Raw genomic sequence first — 21,793 nt, forward strand, 5'->3', positions numbered from 1 at the left:
GCGTCAAGCTCATTCGCACTCATTAACCTAATTTACATGGCCATTCCGCCATCAACGGATAGTGTTTGACCAGTAATATACTTCGATGCGTCGCTTGCAAGGAATAGAACCGCATTCGCGATATCTTCGGTTGTGCCATATTCGCCAAGTGGAATTTGCGCAAGCATAGCTTCTTTTGTTTTATCATCTAGCTTATCTGTCATTTCAGTGGTAATAAAACCAGGTGCAATTGCGTTTACATTAATTCCACGTGGAGCTAATTCCCGGGCAGTTGTTTTAGTTAAGCCGATAATACCAGCTTTACTTGCCACATAATTAGCTTGTCCAGCATTACCAATTAATCCAACCACTGATGCCATATTGATAATTTTACCTGCACGTTGTTTCATCATTGTACGAGTTACTGCCTTTGTACAAAGGAAAGTTCCTTTTAGGTTGATATTAATAACATCATCCCATTCCTCTTCTTTCATACGCATTAATAAATTATCCCGAGTAATCCCTGCATTATTTACTAAAATATCTATCCGTCCAAAACGCTCGATTGCTTGTTTGAAGAAGGCATCTACATCTTCTGTGATAGCAACATTTGCTTTCATTATTTCTACTTCTACGCCATGCTCGGCAACTAATTTCGCGGTTTCTTCCGCCGCACCTGGGCTACCGTTATAGTTGAAGAAAATATTTGCTCCTTCTTTTGCTAATTTGATGGCAATATCACGACCAATTCCTCGTGATCCACCTGTTACTACTGCTACTTTTCCTTGTAAAGTCATCCATTATTCTCCTTTCAATGCCGCGGCAACACTTTTTACAGACTCTAAATCACCTGCAGAAAGTACTGTCACGTCACGATTGATTTTTTTTATTAAACCGGCTAATACTTTTCCAGAACCAATTTCAATAAAAGTATCTACACCGTTTTTAATAAGCTCTTCTACAGTGTCTTCCCATAAAACTGGGGAATAAATTTGCTTAATTAATTTGTCGCTAATCGCTGCTTTATCCATTGTTTGTTTAGCATCTACATTGTTCACGACTGGAATTTTACCATCTGAAATTTCTACTTCTGCCAAAACTTCGCGGAAATTTTGTGCAGCTGGTTCCATTAAGCTCGAATGGAATGGTCCGCTAACAGCAAGTGGTAAAACGCGTTTAGCTCCCTGCTCTTTCGCTTTTTCACCAGCTTTTTCAACACCTTCCGCGGTTCCAGAAATAACAATTTGGCCGGGACAATTAAGATTCGCTAGTTGAACCGCGTCAAAAGTAGCAGTTACTTCATCCGTGATCGCTGTCAAAGTATCACGGTCTAAGCCAAGAACCGCCGCCATCGCTCCTTTGCCATTTGGTACAGCTGCTTCCATTAGTTCACCGCGTTTACGAACGAGATAAATGGCATCGCTCGCATCTAAAAAGCCCCCCGCCACAAGCGCGCTATATTCCCCAAGACTATGTCCAGCAACAAAATCAGCCTTAACACCATAAGTTTCCAGTGCACGTAAAATCGCTACACTAGTAGAAACTAATGCTGGTTGCGCATTTTCCGATTTAGTTAATAATTCGATAGGTCCTTCTGTAATTATCTCTGTAATCGAAAAGCCAAGTCTTGCATCTGCATCATCAAATACTTTTTTTGCTTCTGGATATTCTGCTGCTACATCTTGTCCCATGCCGATTTTTTGTGCTCCTTGACCGGGAAATACGAATGCGATTTTAGTCATCTGCTTCTGTTCCTCCTAATTTTCCTTTATCTACTTCTGCTTTAATCGTTTCGACAACTTGTTTTTCTACCATTTCTCGTACTTGACGAATCGTGGTGAAAATGCCATTTGCGTTTGATGAACCATGTGCTTTAACGACTGGAGCTTGAACACCGAATAGACAAGCACCGCCGTACTCGCTATAATCCATTTTCGCTTTTAGTTCCATTAAATCTTTTTTCAAGAAGCTAGCAGCTACTTTATTTTTGAAGCCGTTCAGTAAACTCATTTTTAGCATACTTAGGAAAGCTGCTCCAGTTCCTTCGATAGATTTAAGTACCATATTACCTGTAAAACCGTCTGTTACAACCACATCAGCTACGTCCATTAGTAAATCACGTGCTTCAATATTACCAATAAATTCATATGCTTGCTGATTTTTCATTAGTTCAAAGGATTTTTTCGTTAAGTCATTTCCTTTGGTTTCTTCTGTTCCGATATTCAAAAGTGCCACGCGAGGGCGGTTGATTTTACGAACTTTTTCCGCGTAAACAGAACCCATTAACCCAAATTGTAATAAATGTTCTGGTTTGGCTTCGGCATTCGCACCTAAATCAAGCATAACAAAACCTTTACCTGTTACAGTCGGTAAAGTTGGTGCGAGTGCAGGACGATCAATTCCTTTAATTCGGCCAATAACGAAAAGACCTGTGGACATTAGTGCACCTGTATTACCAGCTGAAATACATGCGTCAGCTTCTCCGTCTTTCACGGCTTGAGCAGCAAGAACCATCGAAGCTTTTTTCTTTCGTTTGACCGCGCGAACAGGTTCATCATCGCTTTCGATTTTTTCATCGGTATGTATGACTTTGACACGGGTTTTATCAGTTAAAAACGCATTGATTTTTGTTTCATCCCCGAAAAGGAGAATTTCGATATCTTTATATTGGGCAACTGCTTTCATCACACCTAAAACGATTTCCTTTGGTGCGTGATCTCCACCCATCGCATCTACAGCAATTTTCATTATACGTCAGTCCTTTTTTTCATTTTTGCGTTGCGTGATACATTTCAAACTTACCTTTAAGCACTACTTCATCTCCAACATAGCTCGTCACATCTACTACTGTAATAGGCCTGTTATCTGTTGCTGGACGTACTTTTGCTTTTGCTATGATGCGTTCTCCTTCATTTACAGAACGAACAAAACGTACTGTAGCTTGTGTTGTTAAAGCAAGTTCATTGGGGATGACTGCGGTTGCTAAGGAATTAGCTTGGGCAAACAAATGATGCCCCCGAGCAATTTTATTTCGCTTAAAGACATGCTCACTTCGCACATCAAAAATAGAAATAGCGCTCTTGCTAAGTTGGATATCAATAATTTCACCAATCACTTCATCGATGGGAAGGCTTTTTACGGCATCGGCATAATTGACACTCGCAACATGTTTAATTCGTTCCCTGAGTTCAGGAATCGAAAGTGCTACTCGGTCTAAACGGATAGTTTGCACACTGACTCCAAACTTTTCAGCAAGTTGCTCATCCGTGATGAATGGATTTTCTTCAATCGCAACTTGAAGCTTTAGTTGTCTGTCCTTCTTAGAATATTTTTTCATGCACTTTCCTCATCTCTTTTATTGTGAAAGGTACTAATACCAGCTACTAAATACTGGTTAAAAAAAGGAAGTTACCTCTGTCAGATAATCTTCAGTACTTCCTGTTATTTTCACGGTACTTTAATATGTTATTAAAAATCTAGCAAAGTTGCAAGCTTTTTAAAAGATATTACTTCTGTTTAATCTAGTTTTTTCTCTGTAAAGACGCCTTCTCCTTCCAGTAATGCCACTAATTTTTCGTATTGATTATTTTCTAACATGTTTTCTTCAAAGATCATGTGGACCGCGTCTTGGCGAGCAATTTCAAGTACGCGATAATCATGGACCATATCCGCTACTTTAAACTCAGGAACACCGCTTTGTTTTCTGCCGAAGAAATCTCCTGGACCACGAAGTTCTAAGTCACGTTCACTGACAACAAAACCGTCATTTGTTTCAGACATAATCATCATTCGTTCTTTACCGACTTCTGTTTTTGGATCCGCGATGAGTATACAGTAGGATTGATCTGCTCCACGTCCTACTCGCCCACGTAATTGATGTAACTGTGCTAAACCAAACCGATCCGCATCATAAATAACCATCATTGTCGCATTTGGCACATTCACTCCAACTTCCACAACGGTCGTCGAAACTAAACAATCAATTTTCTTATCATTAAAGTCGCGCATAATTTGTTCTTTGTCTGCTGGCAACAATTTCCCATGCATTAAACCTGGCCGATATTTTGTTCCCCATTTATTTTGAAGAATATTGAAAACATCAATCGCATTTTGCACATCGAGTTTTTCGGATTCTTCAATTAATGGACAGATGATATACACTTGATGTCCTTTATCAATTTCTTTTTCCATAAAACCGATGACGCGGTCAAGCATTTGATGTTTAACCCAGTAGGTTTCGATTTCTTTTCGTCCGGCTGGAAGTTCATCAATAATCGATACATCCATTTCGCCAAAAGCAGTAATCGCAAGTGTCCGAGGAATTGGCGTTGCGGTCATAAACAGCACATCCGGATACGCTCCTTTCTCTCGAAGAATCCGGCGCTGTGCTACACCAAACCGGTGCTGTTCATCTGTAATAACTAGCCCTAGTCGGTGGTAAATAACTTCATCTTGTATTAAGGCGTGTGTGCCAATCAACACATCCACCGAACCGTTTTCAAGCATCGCTAGCAACTCTTTTCGCCGCTTTCCTTTGACGCTACTTGTGAGTAATCCTACTGTCACATCAAATGGCTGTAAAAGTTCTACTAAGGAATTAGCATGCTGTTCTGCCAAAATTTCGGTTGGTACCATTAACGCACTTTGAAAACCACTCTTTGCTGCAGCATACATCGCAATCGATGCAACGACCGTTTTACCTGAACCTACATCTCCTTGAAGCAAGCGGTTCATATGAAAATGGGATAACATATCTCCGCAGATTTCATTTACTACTCGTTTTTGTGCTTTGGTTAGTGCAAATGGAAGCGAATCAATATATTGACGTAAATCTTCCACATCATAATTAATCGAAATTCCGCCTGATTTTTCACGTTCTATTTTCCGGAAAAATTGCATTTTTAATTGAAACAGCAAGAATTCTTCGTAAACCATTCGGCGACGCGCTTGTTTTAGTTCATCATTATTTTTAGGAAAATGTAACACTCGAACAGCTTCCAATCGGTCCATTAACTGATATTTTTCTAGCAAATTAGCTGGGATAACTTCTTCGATGGAACTGCTATAGGTGTCAAAAGCTGCACGTGTATATTTTTGCATCGTTTTATTCCGAAGTGTTCCTTTTAGCCTATACACACCCTCTAACTCTTCTTCATTTTCTACGACACCTATTTTTACTTTGCTGGCAGTGATTTGAGCGCGTCCTTTGTCCCATTTACCAGAAATCGTGACTGTTTCGCCAACATTGATTTTATTTTTTAAGTAGGGCTGATTAAAAAAATCAACTTTGATGACTTGCCCTTCAGTAGAGACTCGAAAAGAAAGCTTGGATTTTTTCCTCCCATAAAAAGCGACCGTAGCCTCCGTAAGCACTTCTCCTTGGATGGTAATCCGTTCTTCATGGGCTACGAGTGATAGATCCCGCAACCGGTAATCTTCATAGCGATATGGAAAGTTCCAAAGCAAATCATGGACAGTAGATAAACCTAATTCAGTTAATGTTTTAGCTGTTTCTTCCCCAATACCTTTGATTGCAGTTGTCGGAATTCTTTTAAGTTCACTCACTTGTATCTTCTGGCGACAAGCCAAATATCTTCCGCTGAATCGCACGTCCAGTCGGTGTAGCCGCCAATCCTCCTTCTGCCGTTTCTCTTAGAGAGCTTGGCATTTGTAACCCCACACGATGCATTGCTTCAATGACTTCATCACAAGGAATACGACTTTTAATTCCTGCTAGCGCCATATCTGCAGAAATAATCGCTTGTGAAGACCCAAGTGCATTTCGTTTTACACAGGGTACTTCGACAAGTCCAGCTACTGGGTCACAAACAAGGCCAAGCATATTTTTCATCGTCATTGCCATTGCATGGGCAGATTCTTCTGGCGTTCCTCCTGCTGCTGCCACAATTGCGGCTGATGCCATTGCGCTTGCAGAACCAATTTCCGCTTGGCACCCGCCAGCTGCCCCACTAATAAAGGCATTGTTCGCAACTACATAACCGAAAGCCCCCGCCGTGAATAAAAAGTTAACCATATCGTCACGCGTCATTTGCAACCTATCTTTTAAAGAAAACAATACACCTGGAACCACTCCAGCACTTCCAGCAGTTGGTGTTGCGCAAATGACGCCCATAGATGCATTCACTTCATTAGTTGCAATAGCTTTTGCAACAGAATCAAGTAAAACTTCTCCAGACAGAAAATCACCTTTTTTGATATAGTCTTGCATTAAGACCGCATCTCCACCAGTTAAACCAGTAGTTGAGGTAACCCCCGCTTCGCCTTCTTTAATAGCTTCTTCCATAATATCTAAATTCCGTTCCATCGCAGCAATTATTTCTTCCCGCGGTAAACCCGAAATAGTCCTTTCACGATTTATCATGATTTCAGCAATTGTTAGATTCTCACGTTCTGCGATATCTACTAATTCTGCTACAGTTCTAAACATTGTCCACACTCGCTTTCTAATACTTCTTTACAAACATACCTGATTTCCAACTCAAAATAAAGCCAAATGCACGTTCTATCACGTCCATTTGGCTTTACACAAATCGAGCGAAAGTCACCGATTCAATGGAGATATCCAAAAGTTGTATTAAATCATCACACTTGCTACTTGATAAATCCCTGGCAACTCAGCGAGCTTCGTAATTAAAGCTTGTTCCACTTGCTGATCTACTTCAATTACCATTAAAGCTTCGTCGCCTTTTATTTTACGAGATACTTTCATTTGTCCGATATTAATTTTATGATCTGCAATAACAGATGATACCGCTGCAATCGCACCAAATTTATCTTGATGTAAGATAAGAATAGCTGGTGCAGTTCCAGTAAATTCTAGTTCAAATTCATTTAAGCGAATAATTTCTACTTTTCCTCCGCCAATCGATGCCCCTATTAAAGTCATTTGCTGCATACCATGTTTTAACACCAGTTTGACGGTATTCGGATGGGGTGGCTCTTCCACTTCTTCAATAAACTGAATGCGCATACCCCATTCTTCTGCTAATTTTGGTGATTCTTTCATCCGTGGATCATCTGGTTCAAAACCAAGCAATCCGCCAATGAGCGCCACGTCTGTTCCGTGCCCTTTATATGTTTTAGCGAAAGAACCATATAAATGAATATCTACTTGGGATGGTTGTTCATTAAAAACAGCTCGTGCAATCGCGCCAATTCTACTAGCTCCTGCAGTATGTGAACTTGATGGGCCAATCATCACGGGCCCAATAATATCAAACACGCTATTAAATTTCACTTCTGATCATCCTTTCTTCTATTCATTTAAGCTATTTGGTTACTCCACTGCGAAAATATATGGGTATACAGGTTGGTTTCCTTCATGAATTTCTACTTCTACGTCGGGATACGCTTCTGTTATTTGGTCCGCTAATTTTTCTGTAGTAGTTAAATCCGACTCTTCACCAAAGATAATAGTCACAATTTCACTATCATCATCTAGTAGTTTTTCTAATGTTTCGTATGAAGCTTCTTCCAAAGTTTCACAGCTTACTTTTATTTTGCCTTCTACCATGCCAATAAAGCTGTCTTTTTTGATTTTGATGCCTTCCACTGTTGTATCGCGAACCGCAGTTGTGACTTGTCCGCTAGCAACTTCTTTTATTGCAGCTTTCATCGCTGCTGCATTTGCCTGAAAATCTTGCTCTGGTTGAAATGCTAGCACAGCAGTCAATCCTTGTGGAATCGTTTTAGTTGGAATGATTTGGACTTTATCTTCGCCTAAAAGTTGAGCCGCTTGTTCAGCTGCCATTTGGATGTTTTTATTATTTGGAAGTACGAAAACTTGCTCAGCATTTGCTGATTCAATCGCTTTAACAATATCTTCTGTACTTGGATTCATTGTTTGTCCACCGGAAAGCACAACGGATACGCCCATGCTTTCAAAAAGTTTCTTCATACCATCGCCAGCAGAAACGGTAACAATCCCGTATGGTGCTTTGTCTTTTGCAACTTCTTTTTCATCACTAACAATTTCGCTATGTTGTTCGCGCATATTTTCTACTTTCATTTTAAGCAAACTACCATATTGTTGCCCATAATTCAAAACTTCGCCGGGATGTTCCACATGGACGTGGACTTTTACGACTTCCTCATCCGCTGCAACAAGTAAGGAATCGCCTAGTTCGCTTAAATCTTGGCGAAATTTTTCTTCATCAAAAGGTTTTAAACCAGGTTTGTTTTCATTAATTTTGACGATAATTTCAGTACAATAACCAAAATGAATATCTTCGGTAGACATAAAATCTTGCACATGACGGTGATGTTCCGCATTGATTAACTCACCCATAAAAGCCATATAATCAGGTGCTTCTGCCATTTTGCCAGTTAATACGCCATAAAAGCCTTCATAAATAATGATAAGGCCTTGTCCACCACTATCAACCACACCAACTTCTTTTAAAACAGGAAGTAAATCTGGTGTTTTTTCTAATGCCACTTTCCCCTGTTTCAATATTGCTTCCATTACTAATTCGATGTCTTGATGTTCGCTAGCGGCTTGTACACCTGCTTTAGCAGCCTCACGAGCAACCGTAAGAATCGTTCCTTCTACTGGCTTCATCACTGCTTTATAAGCTGTTTCCACCCCTTTTACGAAAGCTCCAGCAAATTCTTCTGCATTTAATGTTTCTTTATTTTCAATTGCTTTGGAAAATCCTCGGAAAAGTTGTGATAAAATAACGCCAGAATTTCCACGCGCGCCCATCAGCAAGCCTTTTGCCAGATTTTCTCCAACAGCACTAATCGTTTCTTTGTCATTTTTCGCGACTTCTTCTGCACCGCTTGTCATGGATAAGTTCATATTTGTTCCCGTGTCACCATCTGGAACCGGAAAGACGTTTAATGAATCAACAAAATCAGCATTCTTCGCTAAATTCTCTGCTCCAAGCGCTATCATTGCTGCAAATTTCTCTGAGTCTAACTGATATATACTCACTTACATAATCCTCCTTAAGATTCCTTGATTACTCGGACACCTTGAACATAAATATTCACTGACTCCACTGTAATACCGAGTGTTTTTTCTAAAGTATATTTCACGCGTTCTTGCACATTGTGTGCTACTTCAGAAATTTTCGTTCCAAAGCTAACAATGATATACATGTCGATATGAATACCTTCTTCCTCTTGTCTTACAATAACACCTTTTGTATAATTTTCTCTTCTAAGAATATCGGTTAAACCATCACGAATTTGATGTCTACTTGCCATACCAACGATACCGAAATTTTCTTCTGCAGCACCACCAGCAATCGTCGCAATAACATCACTAGTAATATCAATTTTGCCAAGCTTTGTGTCGATTTCAATTGCCATTTCTTATTTCCTCCCTACGGATTATATTCTCGTTCGATTATTTTTAATATGATTTTATTTGCTTAATAAGTTGTCCTTACCTATTTTACTATAATCACAGCCCTTTGGAAAGCATATCACAAATTTGGATGATTAAATGCTGTCAAGTAAAAATTCTTTGCACTATTTTCGCTTATCCTCTTGCAAAGTGAACTTGTTTATGATAAATTATTCTAGTGTATGAAAAACAAATGGATAGGTTATTTTAAATAAATTATCCGAAGAGCTCTGTAAGGAGGGGTAAACTATGGCTAAAGAATGTGTTATTACAGGCCGCAAATCACGTTCCGGTAACAAACGTTCCCACGCAATGAACTCCAGCAAACGTACTTGGAAAGCTAACTTGCAAAAAGTACGGATTCTGGTTAACGGCAAACCTAAAAAAGTTTGGGTATCTGCTCGTGCGCTGAAATCTGGTAAAGTGGAACGCGTTTAATTGAAGGAGAAATCAAGTGCAGCGACAATTATGTCGGTGCATTTTTTCTTTGGCTGAAAATACCAACCAGATTTCTCTGGTCGGCATTTGGTCTAACTTTAGAGGGCGTACTACAATGAGCATTTGTATTTATATTAATCATTGCTTTGAGTCAGTAAGATCATTCCACTAGTAAACGAAAACTCTCCTGTTTGATCCAAAAATTCATTACTAGAAAGTGCAGAGCCTACCGGGTAAGTAGCATTTTCGAGTGGATAAACAAAACCATTTAATGTAAGTCCGGTAACATCTTGCATCGTTGTGAAAGCGACATATTTTTTATCTGGTAATTTTTCAATCGTGTAGCTTCCTGGTCTGTACATTTTAATATAGTTATAGCGGTCAATCATCTCTACAGCAGGCACGGCTGCTTGAAAGCGTGGTTTAGTGAGCATCATCAAATTAGCTAGTAAATGATCCAACCGACCACCAGTTGCCCCAAAGATACGTATTTTATCTGGATTTTGATCCATTGCCCAACTTAGGCCAATTTCGGTATCTGTTTCATCTTTTTCGGCTGGAAACTCAAGAACGTGCGTTACTTTCGTTTTTAAATCGGCTAATTCTTCTTTAGTGAGGGAATCAAAATCCCCCAATGCTATGGTTGGTGTGATTCCTCTATCTAATAAACGTTTCGCACCACGGTCCACACCAATCCAGTCGATTTCGCGATTTGTATATGGTTCTAAATCGGGTAACTCTGACGCTGGTCCACCAACCATGATATTTATAATCTTCATATCTAATCCCCTTCTTTTATGACAAATAAGGCTGGAACATTTGTTTAGTCCCAGCCTCCCCGTTTATTCTCCTACAACAGCACGTAATTTATCAATCGGACTTTGACGATTTTTATTCCCATAAATATAACTTCCAGCTACAAAAACATTCGCTCCTGCATCCCGGCAAAGTTTGGCTGTTTCATGGTCTACTCCACCATCTACTTCTATTTCGATATCTAACTCTTTTTCGTCGATAATTTGTTTGAAAGCAGTAATTTTTTCTAGAACCTCGGGAATGAATTTTTGTCCGCCAAATCCTGGGTTCACAGTCATAAATAAAACCATATCTAGTTCATTTAAAACGTGTTGTAAAACATCAATTGGCGTCGCTGGATTAAGAACAGCTCCAGCTTTTACTCCGTACGTGCGAATCAGTTGCAATGTGCGGTGCAAGTGAGTACAGGCCTCCACATGAACAGTAATATAATCCGCGCCAGCTTTCGCAAATTCAGGAATATACATATCCGGATTTTCAATCATTAAGTGAACATCGAGTGGTAGTTTTGTTTCTGGTCGAATCGCCTTTACTACAGCAGGACCAAATGTAATATTTGGAACAAAATGACCATCCATTACATCAACATGGATATAATCCGCGCCGCAATTTTCTACTTCTTTTATATCTCTTGCAAGATTCGCAAAGTCTGCACTTAAAATCGAAGGAGCTATTTTTCCCATTTTTAATACCTCGGCTTTCTGTTTTTTAATTCTTGTAAAATTTGGATATAGTGTTGATAACGAAAATCTGCTATTTCATTAGCTTCTACAGCTGTTTTCACGGCGCAGTTAGGTTCGTTGTCATGCAAACAACCACGGAATTTACAACCACTACGTCTATCTTCTATTTCTGGAAAACAAAATTGTAATGTTTCTGGCTGCAAATCATCCCATTCAATCGAGCTAAAGCCAGGTGTATCGGCAACAAATCCGTCTCCAATTGGCATAAGCTCTACATGTCTGGTTGTATGTTTCCCGCGACCGAGTGAAGTGGAGATTTCGGCCGTCTTTAAAGTTAGGTCGCTATTTAAGCTGTTTAAAAGGGTAGATTTCCCAACGCCTGATTGACCGGCTATAACAGCAGTTTTCCCACTAATATAGTCTTTAATCGCTTCTTTATCTGGTTCTTGATTGGTTTCAAAAACTTCATAGCCAATCGTTTCATAAACTTCTTTATAAAGGGCAATTTGTTCTTTTTCTGCTTCGGTTGTTAAATCCATTTTGCTGATGCAAATAACAGGTTGGATGTCTTCTTTTTCGATAGCAACGAGGAATCTATCTGCTAAATTGGTCGAGAAATCCGGTTCAACTGCAGAAAATACTAAAATTGCCACATCAATATTGGCCACGGGAGGACGAACTAATGCATTTTCCCGTGACATCACATCTAAAATGTAACCATCTGTTTTATTTTCAATTTGGAACTCGACGTCATCACCTACAAGTGGTGAAATATTTCGTTTCCTAAAATTCCCTCGTGCTCGACATTGGTATACTTTTCCTTCTGAGAAAACATAGTAAAATCCACTCAATGCTTTGATAATTTGTCCTTCCAGCACATTCCCTCCGTTCTCTTTATTAGTTTGGATATGGAACCGTACCTTCATCGATTACTTTATCATCACTAATAATTTTATAGCCACCGCTCGTACCTTCTTCTATTTGGAAAGTGACTTCTACCGATGTATTTTGGCTAATATCCATTTCACGGTAAGCACTTGTCATACTATGATCCTTATCTTGAATATAGATTTGAATATGTTGTGGCTCTGGATTTTCTTCATCACTTGGTGTATAGGAAATATTAAATGTTTTTGTTACTTCTTTAACTGCTTTTTCTTTCGGTCCGGCAGAGATAACTATTTCAATCGTATCGCCTGGATTCATCGTGGTTCCAGATGAAGGGGACTGCGAAATAACTTGTCCTTTTTCAACTGAATCAGAGTTTTCTTCCGAGCTGGATACTTTAAGTCCAAGAGGTGACGCATAATCTTCCACGGCTGTTTTAGTATATCCGCGAAGATCTTTCAAGGTAATTGGTTCTGCGCCTTTACTTACGACAAATTTTACATCCGTCGATTTCGCTACGACATTCGTTCCTGCTGATGGTGTTTGGCTAATAATCATTCCTTTATCTACATCAGAACTATAAGCCTCTTCGGACGAAATATTATTAAAGCCTTGTTCTTCTAGTAATTCTTTTGTATCATCATAACTTCGACCAGTGTAGTCATCCATCGTGATTTTTTTAGAACCGATACTTACGAACAAGTTTACTTTGGTTCCTTTTTCTTTCATTTCACCAGCATCAGGGTCCGTATTAATCACTTTTCCTTCTTCTACATCATCGCTATTTTTTTCAGCGGTTTTACCAATGACAAAACCATCTTTTTGAAGCAAGGCAATGGCTTGGTCTTCCGTCTTCCCTGAAACATCTGGTACAGCAATTTCTTCTGGTCCTTTACCGAGCATCCAAAGTAATAAGATAGCGATAATAAAGGCGATAATTACTGAAAAAACAATCCAAGCAATTTTCTTTTTCTTACTCATTTTTTTCTTTTTCTTGCCTTTTTTATCTTCTTCCGTTACTTCTTCTGCGGCCACTTTTCCTTTAGGGACAATGGTATTATCTGAATTTTGCATCGCTTCTTTTGTTGCAATGATTGGGATAGTTTTTGTATCACCATCATCTGCTTTGAAAACATATTTTGGTTCATTAAGACGGTCTTTATTTAAGCAAGTTTGTAAGTCTTTTTCCATTTCTTCGGCATTTTGGTAACGGAGAAATGGATCTTTTGCAGTTGCTTTAATGATGATATTTTCTAAGCTTTGAGGGATTTCTGGATTTTGTGTTCTTGCGGAAGGAATATCTGCTTGTAAATGCTTAATCGCAATGGATACAGCTGATTCTCCGTCAAACGGTACTTTTCCTGTAAGTAATTCATATAAAACGATTCCGAGTGAATAAATATCTGATTTTTGCGTTGCCATCCCGCCACGAGCTTGTTCTGGTGATAAGTAGTGGACAGAGCCAAGAAGAGAATTCGTTTGGGTAATAGAGGTTTCAGAAAGCGCCATCGCAATCCCAAAATCAGTAATTTTCACGACACCATCATGGTCAATTAAGATATTTTGCGGTTTCAAATCGCGGTGAATAATATGGTGTTGATGCGCGACAGCCACTGCGGAAACGATTTGCAGCATAATATCGACTGCTTTTTCGTAGCTAATTGGGTGGTTTTCGTGGATGTATTGTTTTAAGTCCATTCCATCGACATGCTCCATAACGATATAGTGCAAGTCATTTTCTTCACCAACATCATAGACACTGACTATATTAGGGTGAACTAAACTTGTTGCAGATTGCGCTTCTCGTTGAAAACGGCGTATAAGATTACTTTCATCTGCTAAATCAATGCGTAAAATCTTTACTGCAACGTCACGGTCTAGAATAATATCATGAGCAAGATAAACATTGGCCATTCCACCGCCGCCTATAGCATGTAAGATTTTATATCGATCATTTAGACGTTTACCAATCATCATGAAGCGTTCCTCCCTTTCTGCGTAAGATTTCGTTCCACTAACAATACAGTAATATTATCTTCTCCCCCATAAGAATTGGCTTTTGTAATAAATACATCCGCTTTTTCAGAAATAGTTCGTTTACTTTTTAAAATTTCTTCCATTTCAGCTTCAGGAACCATGTTCGTTAAACCATCTGAACAAAGTAATAAAGTATCACTTGTTTGAAACGGAACGACGAAAGTATCTACTTCTACTTTACCTTCCACACCAAGCGCACGTAAAAGAATGTTTTTCCGTGGATGATTCATAGCATCTTCTTTGCTGATTTCACCAGTTCTAAGCAGTTCGTGCACAAGAGAATGATCTTCGGTTAGTTGACGCATCGTATTGTTTTGGAGTAAGTAGCCACGACTGTCACCAACATTAGCAATAACTACTTGGGACTGTGCCATTATTGCTGTAACAAGGGTTGTTCCCATCCCATTCAAATCTATTTCGCTTTCTGCATAAAGGACAATTTGTTTATTCACTTCTTGAATAGTCTGCCGTAGCCAGGCTTCAATCTCTTCAGCAGTTAGAAGGGCCGTTGTTTTTTTCCACGCATCACTAAGTAAACGTACAGCCATTTCGCTTGCTACATCGCCTGCTCGGTGACCACCCATTCCGTCTGCTACAATTACTATCGACTGGCCATCTTTGTTTTCAAAAACACCACCGTTATCTTCATTATGATTTCTGATCCTACCTCTATCTGTTCTAAATTCTGCATGCATTTAAACGCACCTCACTATTTTTCAGGACTAACTTTTCTTAGACTAGAAACGAAGAAACCATCGCTTCCAATATCTGTTGGTAAAAGTTGTACAAAATCATCCTTCTTGATATGTGCCAATTTTGCTGGAAGAGCTACTGGTTCAAGCCTGAATTCTGGATGTTTCTCTAAGAAAGCACGCAAGACTGTTTCATTTTCTTCCTTATCAATGGTACACGTACTATAGACTAATATACCATTTTCTTTTACTAATTGGCTAACATCATCTAAAATGGCCAATTGAATTTCCGCTAATTTGTGGATATCTTTTTCGGTTTTTGCATATTTAATATCCGGTTTTCTGCGAAGTACGCCAAAGCCAGAGCAAGGTGCATCGACTAAAATCCGGTCAAAAGTTTCTGGTTCGAACATCGTGCTTGCTGTTCTAGCATCTAAATGCGCGGTACGAATATTTAAAAGTTGTAAACGTTTTGCTGCTTGATCAATCAATTTTGTTTTCTTTTCATGGATATCCAGCGCATGAACCATTCCAGTGCCGTGCATTTTTTCAGCAATATGTGTCGTTTTCCCACCTGGTGCTGCACAAGCATCAAGTACAGTTAAATTATCTTCCAATTGAAGCGCATATGCCGCAAGCATGGAGCTTTCGTCTTGGATGCTACATTTGCCGTCTTTGTATGCTTTTGTTTCAGCAACTGAGCCCTTTTCCACGATTAAAGCTTCATCAATAAACTCATTGCGAGTAACAGTGATTCCTTGGTCATTCAATTCTTTTATTAGTTGTTCCGTTCTGATTTCGGTTTGGTTAACACGAATACTTTGATGTGGGGCAACTAGGAAAGCCATACCAATTTCACGAAGTTGCTCTATTCCGTATTGCTCTGCCCAACGTCTCGCTAGCCAATATGGAAGACTTGTTTCCACGGCAATTTTTTTCACTGGATCTTCAATTAAGTCAATACTCGGCACCCCTTTACGAATCACATTTCTTAAAACACCATTCACAAATTTCGTCACGCCTTGATGACCTAAATCTTTTGCAATATCTCCTGCCTCGTTTAAAATCGCATGTTCTGGAACTTTGTCGAGAAATGTTAATTGATATACGGACATTCTTAGTAAATTTTTTACCCAATTATCTGGCTCTTTATTTAAAAATGGTGCTAAATAGTAATCTAATGTTATTTTGCGCTGTGTTGTTCCATAAACTAATTCTGTTAGAAGCCCTTTATCAAGTGGATTTAGTTTTTGTTTTTTTAGCGCGTCATTGATTAATAAATGGCTATATGATTGATTATTTTCGATTTTTATTATCAGTTCTAAGGCAATCTCACGGACTGTTTTTTGTTTCTTCATTTATTCACCAAACCTTGTCGTTTTGCTTAAATTTCTGCCAGCACCAGACATGAAAGAATGCACATCCATTTTCGGTTTTCCAGCTGGTTGAATCACGGTTGGTACAAGTAGCGTACCGTCACCAGTGATTATTTTTAAAGTAGTTTTATCCGTTATTATTGTTCCTGGATCTCCAGCAGTTTTTGTTGCTTCATGTGCTGCTTCCCAGATTTTAAAAGGAGTTCCTTCGAGTGTAGTGTAAGCAACTGGCCACGGAGAAAGACCGCGAATTTGATTAAAGATTTCTCGTCCAGGACGAGCCCAATCAATTTTCTCTTGTTCTCTTGAAATATTTCTTGCAAAGGTGACTTTACTTGGATCTTGAGGTATTGCTGTAATTTTCCCTGCTAAGAAGTCTGGTAGCGTGTCTATTAGTAGCTCTGAACCTAACTCGCTTAATTTATTAAACATCGTGCCAGTATTATCTTCATCCGTAATCGGGATTTTACGTTGACTAATCATGTCACCAGCGTCTAACTTTTCAACCATATACATGATCGTTACACCAGTTTCTTTTTTGCCATCAAGCAGCGCATAGTGAACAGGTGCCCCACCGCGGTATTCTGGCAATAACGAAGCGTGGACATTGATAGAACCGTGTTTGGGTGATTCTAACAGTTCATTTGGTAAAATTTGACCGTAAGCTGCTGTTACAAGTAAATCGGCTTGAAGCGCAATTAATTCAGTTAATTCGCTTGAAGTCCTTAGCTTCTCTGGTTGATAAACTGGTATTCCAAGCTCTAGCGCGATTTTTTTAACAGGTGGCGGTGTCAAAATTCGTTTCCTGCCAACTGGACGATCCGGCTGTGTCACAACAGCAACGACGTCATATTCTTTGGCTAATTGTTCTAAAATCGGAACAGAAAATGCTGGTGTCCCCATAAAAATAATTTTTGTCATTAGTTTGCTCCTTTTTACATTAATACATAAGGTTGTACGTCGATGTTAATGGTTAACCCTTTTTGTTGGTCTTTTTGGTAATGGGTTATTAAGGTTTTTAGCTCTTGTTTTAAATTTGGTTCAATTTTATATTTAATAATACACTGATAACGGTATTTATTTTTAATACGGGCAATTGTGCTTGGAACTGGACCAAGAATCACTGCTTCCGGACCTAATTTCCCGCGCAGAAAATTGACCATTTCTTGAATTGTACGGATAGCTTTCATTTCATTTTCATCACTAACGTTAATCATTGTTAAATAGTAAAATGGCGGATATGCACCCATTTTTCTGAGTTGCATTTCATGATGATAAAAACCAATGAAATCGTGTTTTTTCGCAAATTCAATACTGTAATGTTCGGGGTTATAGCTTTGAACAACTACTTCACCTGTTCTTTCATGTCTCCCAGCTCGTCCACTTACTTGTGTCAGCAGTTGGAAAGTTCGTTCGGAGGCTCGGAAGTCTGGTAAATGAAGCATCGTATCTGCATTTAAAACTCCCACTAAAGTAATATCTGGAAAATCTAGTCCTTTGGCAATCATTTGTGTACCGAGCAAAATATCTGCTTCATGATTACGGAAGCTCCGCAGCAATTTTTCATGGGCGCCTTTTGTCCTGGTAGTGTCAACGTCCATTCGAATCACTCGCGCTTCGGGAATGAGTTTGGTTAGACTTTCTTCTACTTTTTGTGTACCGGTTCCGAAGTAGCGAATGTGTTCGCCCTCACAGCTTGGACATTTTTGTGGGACAGGTTCTTCATGGCCACAGTAATGACACTTCATTTTGTTACTTGCTTGGTGATACGTTTGTGAAATATCGCAGTTTGGGCATTCAACTACGTACCCACAATCACGGCACATCACAAACGAAGAATAACCACGGCGGTTGAGCATGAGTACCGTTTGTTCTTTTTTTGCGATGCGATCTTTAATTTTTTCCAGTAGTTCCGTGGAAAATTCGGTACGGTTTTCTTTGCGCAACTCTTCTCGCATGTCGACCACACTTACTTCTGGCATTGCTCTATCGTTTACTCGGCTTGGTAGTTCGATAAGTGTGTAGACACCTTTTTTGGCCCGTGCAAAAGATTCAAGAGACGGGGTGGCGCTTCCGAGAACAACCGGGCACTGATATTTCATCGCACGCCAAATCGCTACATCGCGCGCATGGTAACGTGGATTATCTTCTTGTTTATAACTAGCTTCATGTTCTTCATCAATGATAATAATGCCTAAGTTTTCAAATGGAGCAAAGACAGCGGAACGAGCCCCAACAACTACTCGAGCTTCTTTTCGTTCAATTTTGCGCCATTCATCGTATTTTTCTCCGGAAGAAAGTGCGCTATGAAGGACAGCTACTTCACTTCCAAACCGACTTTTGAATCGTTCTACCATTTGTGGTGTAAGAGAAATTTCCGGAACTAACACGATGGCTTCTTTTCCTTCTTTTAATTTTGCTTCGATAGTTTGTAAGTAAATTTCGGTTTTTCCACTACCAGTAACCCCATGAATTAAAAAAGTTTCTTGTTTTTTGGCTTCGATAATTTTCTCACAAGCCGTTTGTTGGTCAGGTAAAAGCGTCAATGCTTCACTTTTTTCAAAATGGTGGTGCTTATATGGATCGCGCGAAACGATCTTTTCCTGGATAGAAATAATTCCTTGTTCAGCAAGTTTTTTGATAGTTGCTTCGGATGTTTCTGCTTGTTTTTTTAATTCAGCAGCAGAAATCTCTGTTCCTTCAAATATTTGGAAAAAAGCTAGCACACGTGTTTGCGCTTTAGCATTTTTCGGCATGTTTTCTATTAGTTCCATTAGTTCGTGAGGGGATTTTAAGGAGTTAATCATTCGGATTTTTTTATTCGTCGTTTTATTTTTCACTTGGTAGACAACTTCTACGCTGCCCTCTCGGACCCATTTGCCAAGTGATTTTAATAAGTTACGTGCTTCAGCTACCTTCCAGTCAAGCGTTTCATAACCTTCAAATAGCTGCACTAATTCGGTGTTTTCCTCGTCTAGCCGTAGAAAGTATTTTTCGTACTTTGCCCGTAATGCAGCTGGTAACATAGCTTGATAGGCCGACACTCGAAAACTAAGTGTGTCTTCAGCCAACCAGTCACCAAGCTCCATTAACTCCCCATTTAAAACTGGCGCTAAATCCATTACCCCGTCGATACCTTTTAGCTTAGGATTTTCTTCTGTTTCACCAAGTTCTGTGACAAAGCCTTGTATTTTACGATTCCCAAAAGGAACACTAACGCGCATTCCTGGTCTAATAAGCTCTTCTAAATCTTCTGGAATAAAGTAATCAAACGGACGGTCCACTTGCATGGCTGGAACATCCACAATAACTTTTGCTATGTTAATCATTAGTTCACTTCCTTAAAAGGTTAGCGGCTTCTTGAACGATATGTTCGGCAACTTTCTTTTTATCAAGTAATGGTAGTGCTTCATTTGTGCCATCTTTTCGGTAGAGTGTGACGATATTTGTGTCTAACGAGAAACCTGCACCTGGTTGACTAACATTATTTGCGACAATTATATCGGCATTTTTAGTTGTTAATTTTTTCCGTGCGTTGGCTTTAAGATTTTCTGTTTCCGCCGCAAAACCGATGACAACTTGATTTTCGGTTTTATTTTGACCAACTTCGAGTAAAATATCTTTTGTTCGCTTCATTTCAATCGTGAAATCACCTGGTTGTTTTTTTATTTTTTGTTCAGAAACTTTGGCTGGTGTGTAATCAGCGACAGCAGCTGTCATCACAAAAACGGATTGACTAGCTTGATTTTTCTTGACTGCAAGGTACATTTCTTCGGCTGATTCGACATATTCCACTTGAACATTCAGGGGTACAGGAAGCGTTTTGCTCGTTGTGACTAAAGTAACCTCGGCACCTTGTCTTGCGGCAACTTCAGCGATAGCGAATCCCATTTTGCCAGTTGAGTGGTTGGTGAAATAACGTACCGGATCCAGTTTTTCTTGTGTCGCTCCAGCTGTAATCAGAACTTTTTCACCGCGTAGTAAATCCTTATCTTCTTGAAAAAATTCAGCAATTCGTAAAACGATTTTTTCTGGTTCTTCTAAACGACCGCGGCCAACGTAACCACACGCAAGATAGCCTTCTTCTGGTTCAATAAAACGAACACCATCTTGATAAAGGCGGTTAATATTACGAATCACGGCTGGATGTTGAATCATATGAACGTTCATCGCGGGAGCTACCCATACAGGTGCCTCTGTGGCAAGAAGTGTCGTAGTGATCATATCATCAGCAATACCATTTGCCATTTTGCCAATGACGTTTGCTGTTGCTGGTGCGACGATAACTAAATCCGCCCAGTCAGCTAAATCAATATGGGCAACAACACTTGATTTTTTTTCGTCAAAGGTATCGGTATATACATCATTTTTTGATAATACTTGAAAAGAAAGCGGCGGTACGAATTCTTGAGCGTGCTCGGTCATCATGACTTTTACGTTTGCGCCTGCTTGTGTTAATTTACTTGTAAGTGCGACTGCTTTATAAACAGCAATGCCACCAGACACTGCGAGTAAGATATTTTTTCCTTGCATAATAAGTCACCTCATTTTAATATAAAAAAATCATTCACTTCATTATACCTTAAATCAAGGCGCGACAAAACTATCAAGAAGCTAGAATTACTTACTTTCTTAAATAAATTCCTATAAAGAAAAAGCCCCGCAATGAAGCGGAGCAGTTAGTCTTATTTGTCGTCATTTTTTAGAACTAATTTACCAGCGTGAATTTCTTCTAGTGCTTTCCCAACAAATTTGTCAGACTCATAACTCGGAAGTACGCCTTTATCATTTTCTAGTTGCATGTAGCGTGCGCGTTTAGCGGCAACTGTAACTAGCGAGTATTTTGAGTCAATTTTTAGCAATAAATTATCAATTGATGGATATAACATCATTGTAATCCCTCCAACATTTTTTTGTAGCGATGAATTACTCGCTCGGTTTTTAAGTGTTCTGTTTCAACAATGCCTTTGATTTTTTGAACGGCTTTGTCTACCACATCGTTTACTACAGCATAATCATACGATGCCATCATTTCGATTTCTTTTTTTGCGGTTTCCATTCGTTCTTCCACCACATCCATTGATTCTGTTCCGCGGCCGATAATCCGGTTTTTTAGTTCGGATAAATCTGGCGGAGTTAAGAAAATAAAAATCCCTTCTGGCATTGCTTTTCGAACTTGCATTGCTCCTTGCACTTCAATTTCGAGAAAAATATCAGTACCTGCTTGTAGTTTTTCCTCGACATATTCAAGCGGAGTGCCGTAATAATTCCCGACATACTCTGCATATTCTAACATTTTTCCGTCTGAAATAGCTTGTTCGAACACTTCTCGTGAACGAAAATAATAATCGACCCCGTCTTGTTCCCCTTCACGAGGAAGACGTGTTGTCATCGAGATAGAGTAATCAAAACTTGTTTCTGGGTCTTTAAAAACAGCTTCCCGGACAGTTCCTTTTCCCACACCTGATGGACCTGATAGCACGATTAATAGTCCTCTTTCTGTCATCATTT

The 21,793-nt window shown here is 39.3% G+C and carries 21 protein-coding genes; 1 reads left to right on the forward strand and 20 read right to left on the reverse strand.

Features of this window, described 5'->3' with window-relative positions:
* Positions 1 to 32 precede the first annotated feature (32 nt).
* The 9 genes from fabG to JL53_RS10125 all read right to left on the reverse strand — a co-directional run bounded on the left by fabG (position 33) and on the right by JL53_RS10125 (position 9,315).
* Positions 33 to 776 carry a 3-oxoacyl-[acyl-carrier-protein] reductase gene (fabG, locus tag JL53_RS10085; protein ID WP_038407538.1) on the reverse strand — a complete coding sequence of 248 codons (744 nt, stop codon included), beginning with the start codon at positions 774 to 776 and terminating at the stop codon, positions 33 to 35.
* 3 nt (positions 777 to 779) lie between these two features.
* A complete protein-coding gene (gene fabD, locus JL53_RS10090; RefSeq protein WP_038407539.1) occupies positions 780 to 1,721 on the reverse strand; it encodes an ACP S-malonyltransferase in 942 nt (313 codons plus the stop codon).
* A complete protein-coding gene (gene plsX, locus JL53_RS10095; protein ID WP_003720124.1) occupies positions 1,714 to 2,727 on the reverse strand; it encodes a phosphate acyltransferase PlsX in 1,014 nt (337 codons plus the stop codon). The genes fabD and plsX overlap by 8 nt, the downstream gene beginning before the upstream one ends.
* A gap of 19 nt (positions 2,728 to 2,746) precedes the next feature.
* The gene (gene fapR, locus JL53_RS10100; protein WP_003720125.1) at positions 2,747 to 3,316 is read right to left on the reverse strand and encodes a transcription factor FapR; all 570 of its coding nucleotides are present in this window, start codon (positions 3,314 to 3,316) and stop codon (positions 2,747 to 2,749) included.
* A gap of 179 nt (positions 3,317 to 3,495) precedes the next feature.
* A complete protein-coding gene (recG, locus tag JL53_RS10105) occupies positions 3,496 to 5,544 on the reverse strand; it encodes an ATP-dependent DNA helicase RecG (protein ID WP_038407540.1) in 2,049 nt (682 codons plus the stop codon).
* Positions 5,537 to 6,427, reverse strand: a complete 891-nt coding sequence (gene sdaAA, locus JL53_RS10110; protein WP_038407541.1) for an L-serine ammonia-lyase, iron-sulfur-dependent, subunit alpha — start codon at positions 6,425 to 6,427, stop codon at positions 5,537 to 5,539. Before sdaAA ends, recG begins: the two co-directional genes overlap by 8 nt.
* Positions 6,428 to 6,574: 147 nt before the next feature.
* A complete protein-coding gene (gene sdaAB, locus JL53_RS10115; RefSeq protein WP_003720128.1) occupies positions 6,575 to 7,237 on the reverse strand; it encodes an L-serine ammonia-lyase, iron-sulfur-dependent subunit beta in 663 nt (220 codons plus the stop codon).
* A gap of 39 nt (positions 7,238 to 7,276) precedes the next feature.
* Positions 7,277 to 8,935: a fatty acid kinase ATP-binding subunit FakA gene (locus JL53_RS10120; protein WP_038407542.1), complete on the reverse strand. Its 1,659-nt coding sequence runs from the start codon at positions 8,933 to 8,935 to the stop codon at positions 7,277 to 7,279.
* 14 nt (positions 8,936 to 8,949) lie between these two features.
* Positions 8,950 to 9,315, reverse strand: a complete 366-nt coding sequence (locus JL53_RS10125; protein ID WP_003720130.1) for an Asp23/Gls24 family envelope stress response protein — start codon at positions 9,313 to 9,315, stop codon at positions 8,950 to 8,952.
* Positions 9,316 to 9,601: 286 nt separating this feature from the next.
* Here JL53_RS10125 and rpmB point away from each other — a divergent pair, with 286 nt between their 5' ends.
* Positions 9,602 to 9,790, forward strand: coding sequence for a 50S ribosomal protein L28 (gene rpmB / locus JL53_RS10130; protein WP_003720131.1), 189 nt, complete (start codon positions 9,602 to 9,604; stop codon positions 9,788 to 9,790).
* A gap of 134 nt (positions 9,791 to 9,924) precedes the next feature.
* Here rpmB and JL53_RS10135 read toward each other — a convergent pair whose 3' ends face one another.
* The 11 genes from JL53_RS10135 to gmk all read right to left on the reverse strand — a co-directional run bounded on the left by JL53_RS10135 (position 9,925) and on the right by gmk (position 21,788).
* Positions 9,925 to 10,569: a thiamine diphosphokinase gene (locus JL53_RS10135; RefSeq protein WP_038407543.1), complete on the reverse strand. Its 645-nt coding sequence runs from the start codon at positions 10,567 to 10,569 to the stop codon at positions 9,925 to 9,927.
* 63 nt (positions 10,570 to 10,632) lie between these two features.
* Positions 10,633 to 11,289 carry a ribulose-phosphate 3-epimerase gene (gene rpe / locus JL53_RS10140; RefSeq protein WP_003720133.1) on the reverse strand — a complete coding sequence of 219 codons (657 nt, stop codon included), beginning with the start codon at positions 11,287 to 11,289 and terminating at the stop codon, positions 10,633 to 10,635.
* A 2-nt stretch (positions 11,290 to 11,291) separates the two neighbouring features.
* Positions 11,292 to 12,167 (reverse strand): ribosome small subunit-dependent GTPase A, encoded by an 876-nt coding sequence (gene rsgA, locus JL53_RS10145; RefSeq protein ID WP_003720134.1) that lies wholly within the window; start codon positions 12,165 to 12,167, stop codon positions 11,292 to 11,294.
* 19 nt (positions 12,168 to 12,186) lie between these two features.
* Positions 12,187 to 14,154 (reverse strand): Stk1 family PASTA domain-containing Ser/Thr kinase, encoded by a 1,968-nt coding sequence (gene pknB / locus JL53_RS10150; RefSeq protein WP_038407544.1) that lies wholly within the window; start codon positions 14,152 to 14,154, stop codon positions 12,187 to 12,189.
* Positions 14,151 to 14,909, reverse strand: coding sequence for a Stp1/IreP family PP2C-type Ser/Thr phosphatase (locus JL53_RS10155; protein ID WP_003720136.1), 759 nt, complete (start codon positions 14,907 to 14,909; stop codon positions 14,151 to 14,153). Before JL53_RS10155 ends, pknB begins: the two co-directional genes overlap by 4 nt.
* Positions 14,910 to 14,923: 14 nt before the next feature.
* A complete protein-coding gene (rsmB, locus tag JL53_RS10160; protein ID WP_003720137.1) occupies positions 14,924 to 16,264 on the reverse strand; it encodes a 16S rRNA (cytosine(967)-C(5))-methyltransferase RsmB in 1,341 nt (446 codons plus the stop codon).
* Complete coding sequence (gene fmt / locus JL53_RS10165; protein ID WP_038407545.1) at positions 16,265 to 17,203, reverse strand: methionyl-tRNA formyltransferase; 939 nt, start codon at positions 17,201 to 17,203, stop codon at positions 16,265 to 16,267.
* A 14-nt stretch (positions 17,204 to 17,217) separates the two neighbouring features.
* Positions 17,218 to 19,611: a primosomal protein N' gene (gene priA, locus JL53_RS10170; protein WP_038407546.1), complete on the reverse strand. Its 2,394-nt coding sequence runs from the start codon at positions 19,609 to 19,611 to the stop codon at positions 17,218 to 17,220.
* Positions 19,612 to 19,615: 4 nt separating this feature from the next.
* Positions 19,616 to 20,815 (reverse strand): bifunctional phosphopantothenoylcysteine decarboxylase/phosphopantothenate--cysteine ligase CoaBC, encoded by a 1,200-nt coding sequence (gene coaBC / locus JL53_RS10175; protein WP_077916422.1) that lies wholly within the window; start codon positions 20,813 to 20,815, stop codon positions 19,616 to 19,618.
* Between the two features lie 152 nt (positions 20,816 to 20,967).
* Complete coding sequence (gene rpoZ, locus JL53_RS10180) at positions 20,968 to 21,171, reverse strand: DNA-directed RNA polymerase subunit omega (protein WP_003720141.1); 204 nt, start codon at positions 21,169 to 21,171, stop codon at positions 20,968 to 20,970.
* Positions 21,171 to 21,788: a guanylate kinase gene (gmk, locus tag JL53_RS10185; RefSeq protein ID WP_014093170.1), complete on the reverse strand. Its 618-nt coding sequence runs from the start codon at positions 21,786 to 21,788 to the stop codon at positions 21,171 to 21,173. Before gmk ends, rpoZ begins: the two co-directional genes overlap by 1 nt.
* Positions 21,789 to 21,793: the final 5 nt, after the last annotated feature.

It is taken from the genome of Listeria ivanovii subsp. londoniensis (assembly GCF_000763495.1).
Taxonomy (GTDB): Bacteria; Bacillota; Bacilli; order Lactobacillales; family Listeriaceae; genus Listeria; species Listeria londoniensis.

Bases quoted from the DNA above. Each gene is read 5' to 3' on its own strand.
- rpmB (WP_003720131.1), top strand. From the start codon at position 9,602: ATGGCTAAAGAATGTGTTATTACAGGCCGCAAATCACGTTCCGGTAAC.
- gmk (WP_014093170.1), bottom strand. From the start codon at position 21,788: ATGACAGAAAGAGGACTATTAATCGTGCTATCAGGTCCATCAGGTGTG.
- rsmB (WP_003720137.1), bottom strand. From the start codon at position 16,264: ATGAAGAAACAAAAAACAGTCCGTGAGATTGCCTTAGAACTGATAATA.
- fapR (WP_003720125.1), bottom strand. From the start codon at position 3,316: ATGAAAAAATATTCTAAGAAGGACAGACAACTAAAGCTTCAAGTTGCG.
- coaBC (WP_077916422.1), bottom strand. From the start codon at position 20,815: ATGCAAGGAAAAAATATCTTACTCGCAGTGTCTGGTGGCATTGCTGTT.
- rpe (WP_003720133.1), bottom strand. From the start codon at position 11,289: ATGGGAAAAATAGCTCCTTCGATTTTAAGTGCAGACTTTGCGAATCTT.
- JL53_RS10155 (WP_003720136.1), bottom strand. From the start codon at position 14,909: ATGCATGCAGAATTTAGAACAGATAGAGGTAGGATCAGAAATCATAAT.
- rpoZ (WP_003720141.1), bottom strand. From the start codon at position 21,171: ATGTTATATCCATCAATTGATAATTTATTGCTAAAAATTGACTCAAAA.
- JL53_RS10125 (WP_003720130.1), bottom strand. From the start codon at position 9,315: ATGGCAATTGAAATCGACACAAAGCTTGGCAAAATTGATATTACTAGT.
- plsX (WP_003720124.1), bottom strand. From the start codon at position 2,727: ATGAAAATTGCTGTAGATGCGATGGGTGGAGATCACGCACCAAAGGAA.
- fabG (WP_038407538.1), bottom strand. From the start codon at position 776: ATGACTTTACAAGGAAAAGTAGCAGTAGTAACAGGTGGATCACGAGGA.
- pknB (WP_038407544.1), bottom strand. From the start codon at position 14,154: ATGATGATTGGTAAACGTCTAAATGATCGATATAAAATCTTACATGCT.
- sdaAA (WP_038407541.1), bottom strand. From the start codon at position 6,427: ATGTTTAGAACTGTAGCAGAATTAGTAGATATCGCAGAACGTGAGAAT.
- JL53_RS10135 (WP_038407543.1), bottom strand. From the start codon at position 10,569: ATGAAGATTATAAATATCATGGTTGGTGGACCAGCGTCAGAGTTACCC.
- priA (WP_038407546.1), bottom strand. From the start codon at position 19,611: ATGATTAACATAGCAAAAGTTATTGTGGATGTTCCAGCCATGCAAGTG.
- fmt (WP_038407545.1), bottom strand. From the start codon at position 17,203: ATGACAAAAATTATTTTTATGGGGACACCAGCATTTTCTGTTCCGATT.
- fabD (WP_038407539.1), bottom strand. From the start codon at position 1,721: ATGACTAAAATCGCATTCGTATTTCCCGGTCAAGGAGCACAAAAAATC.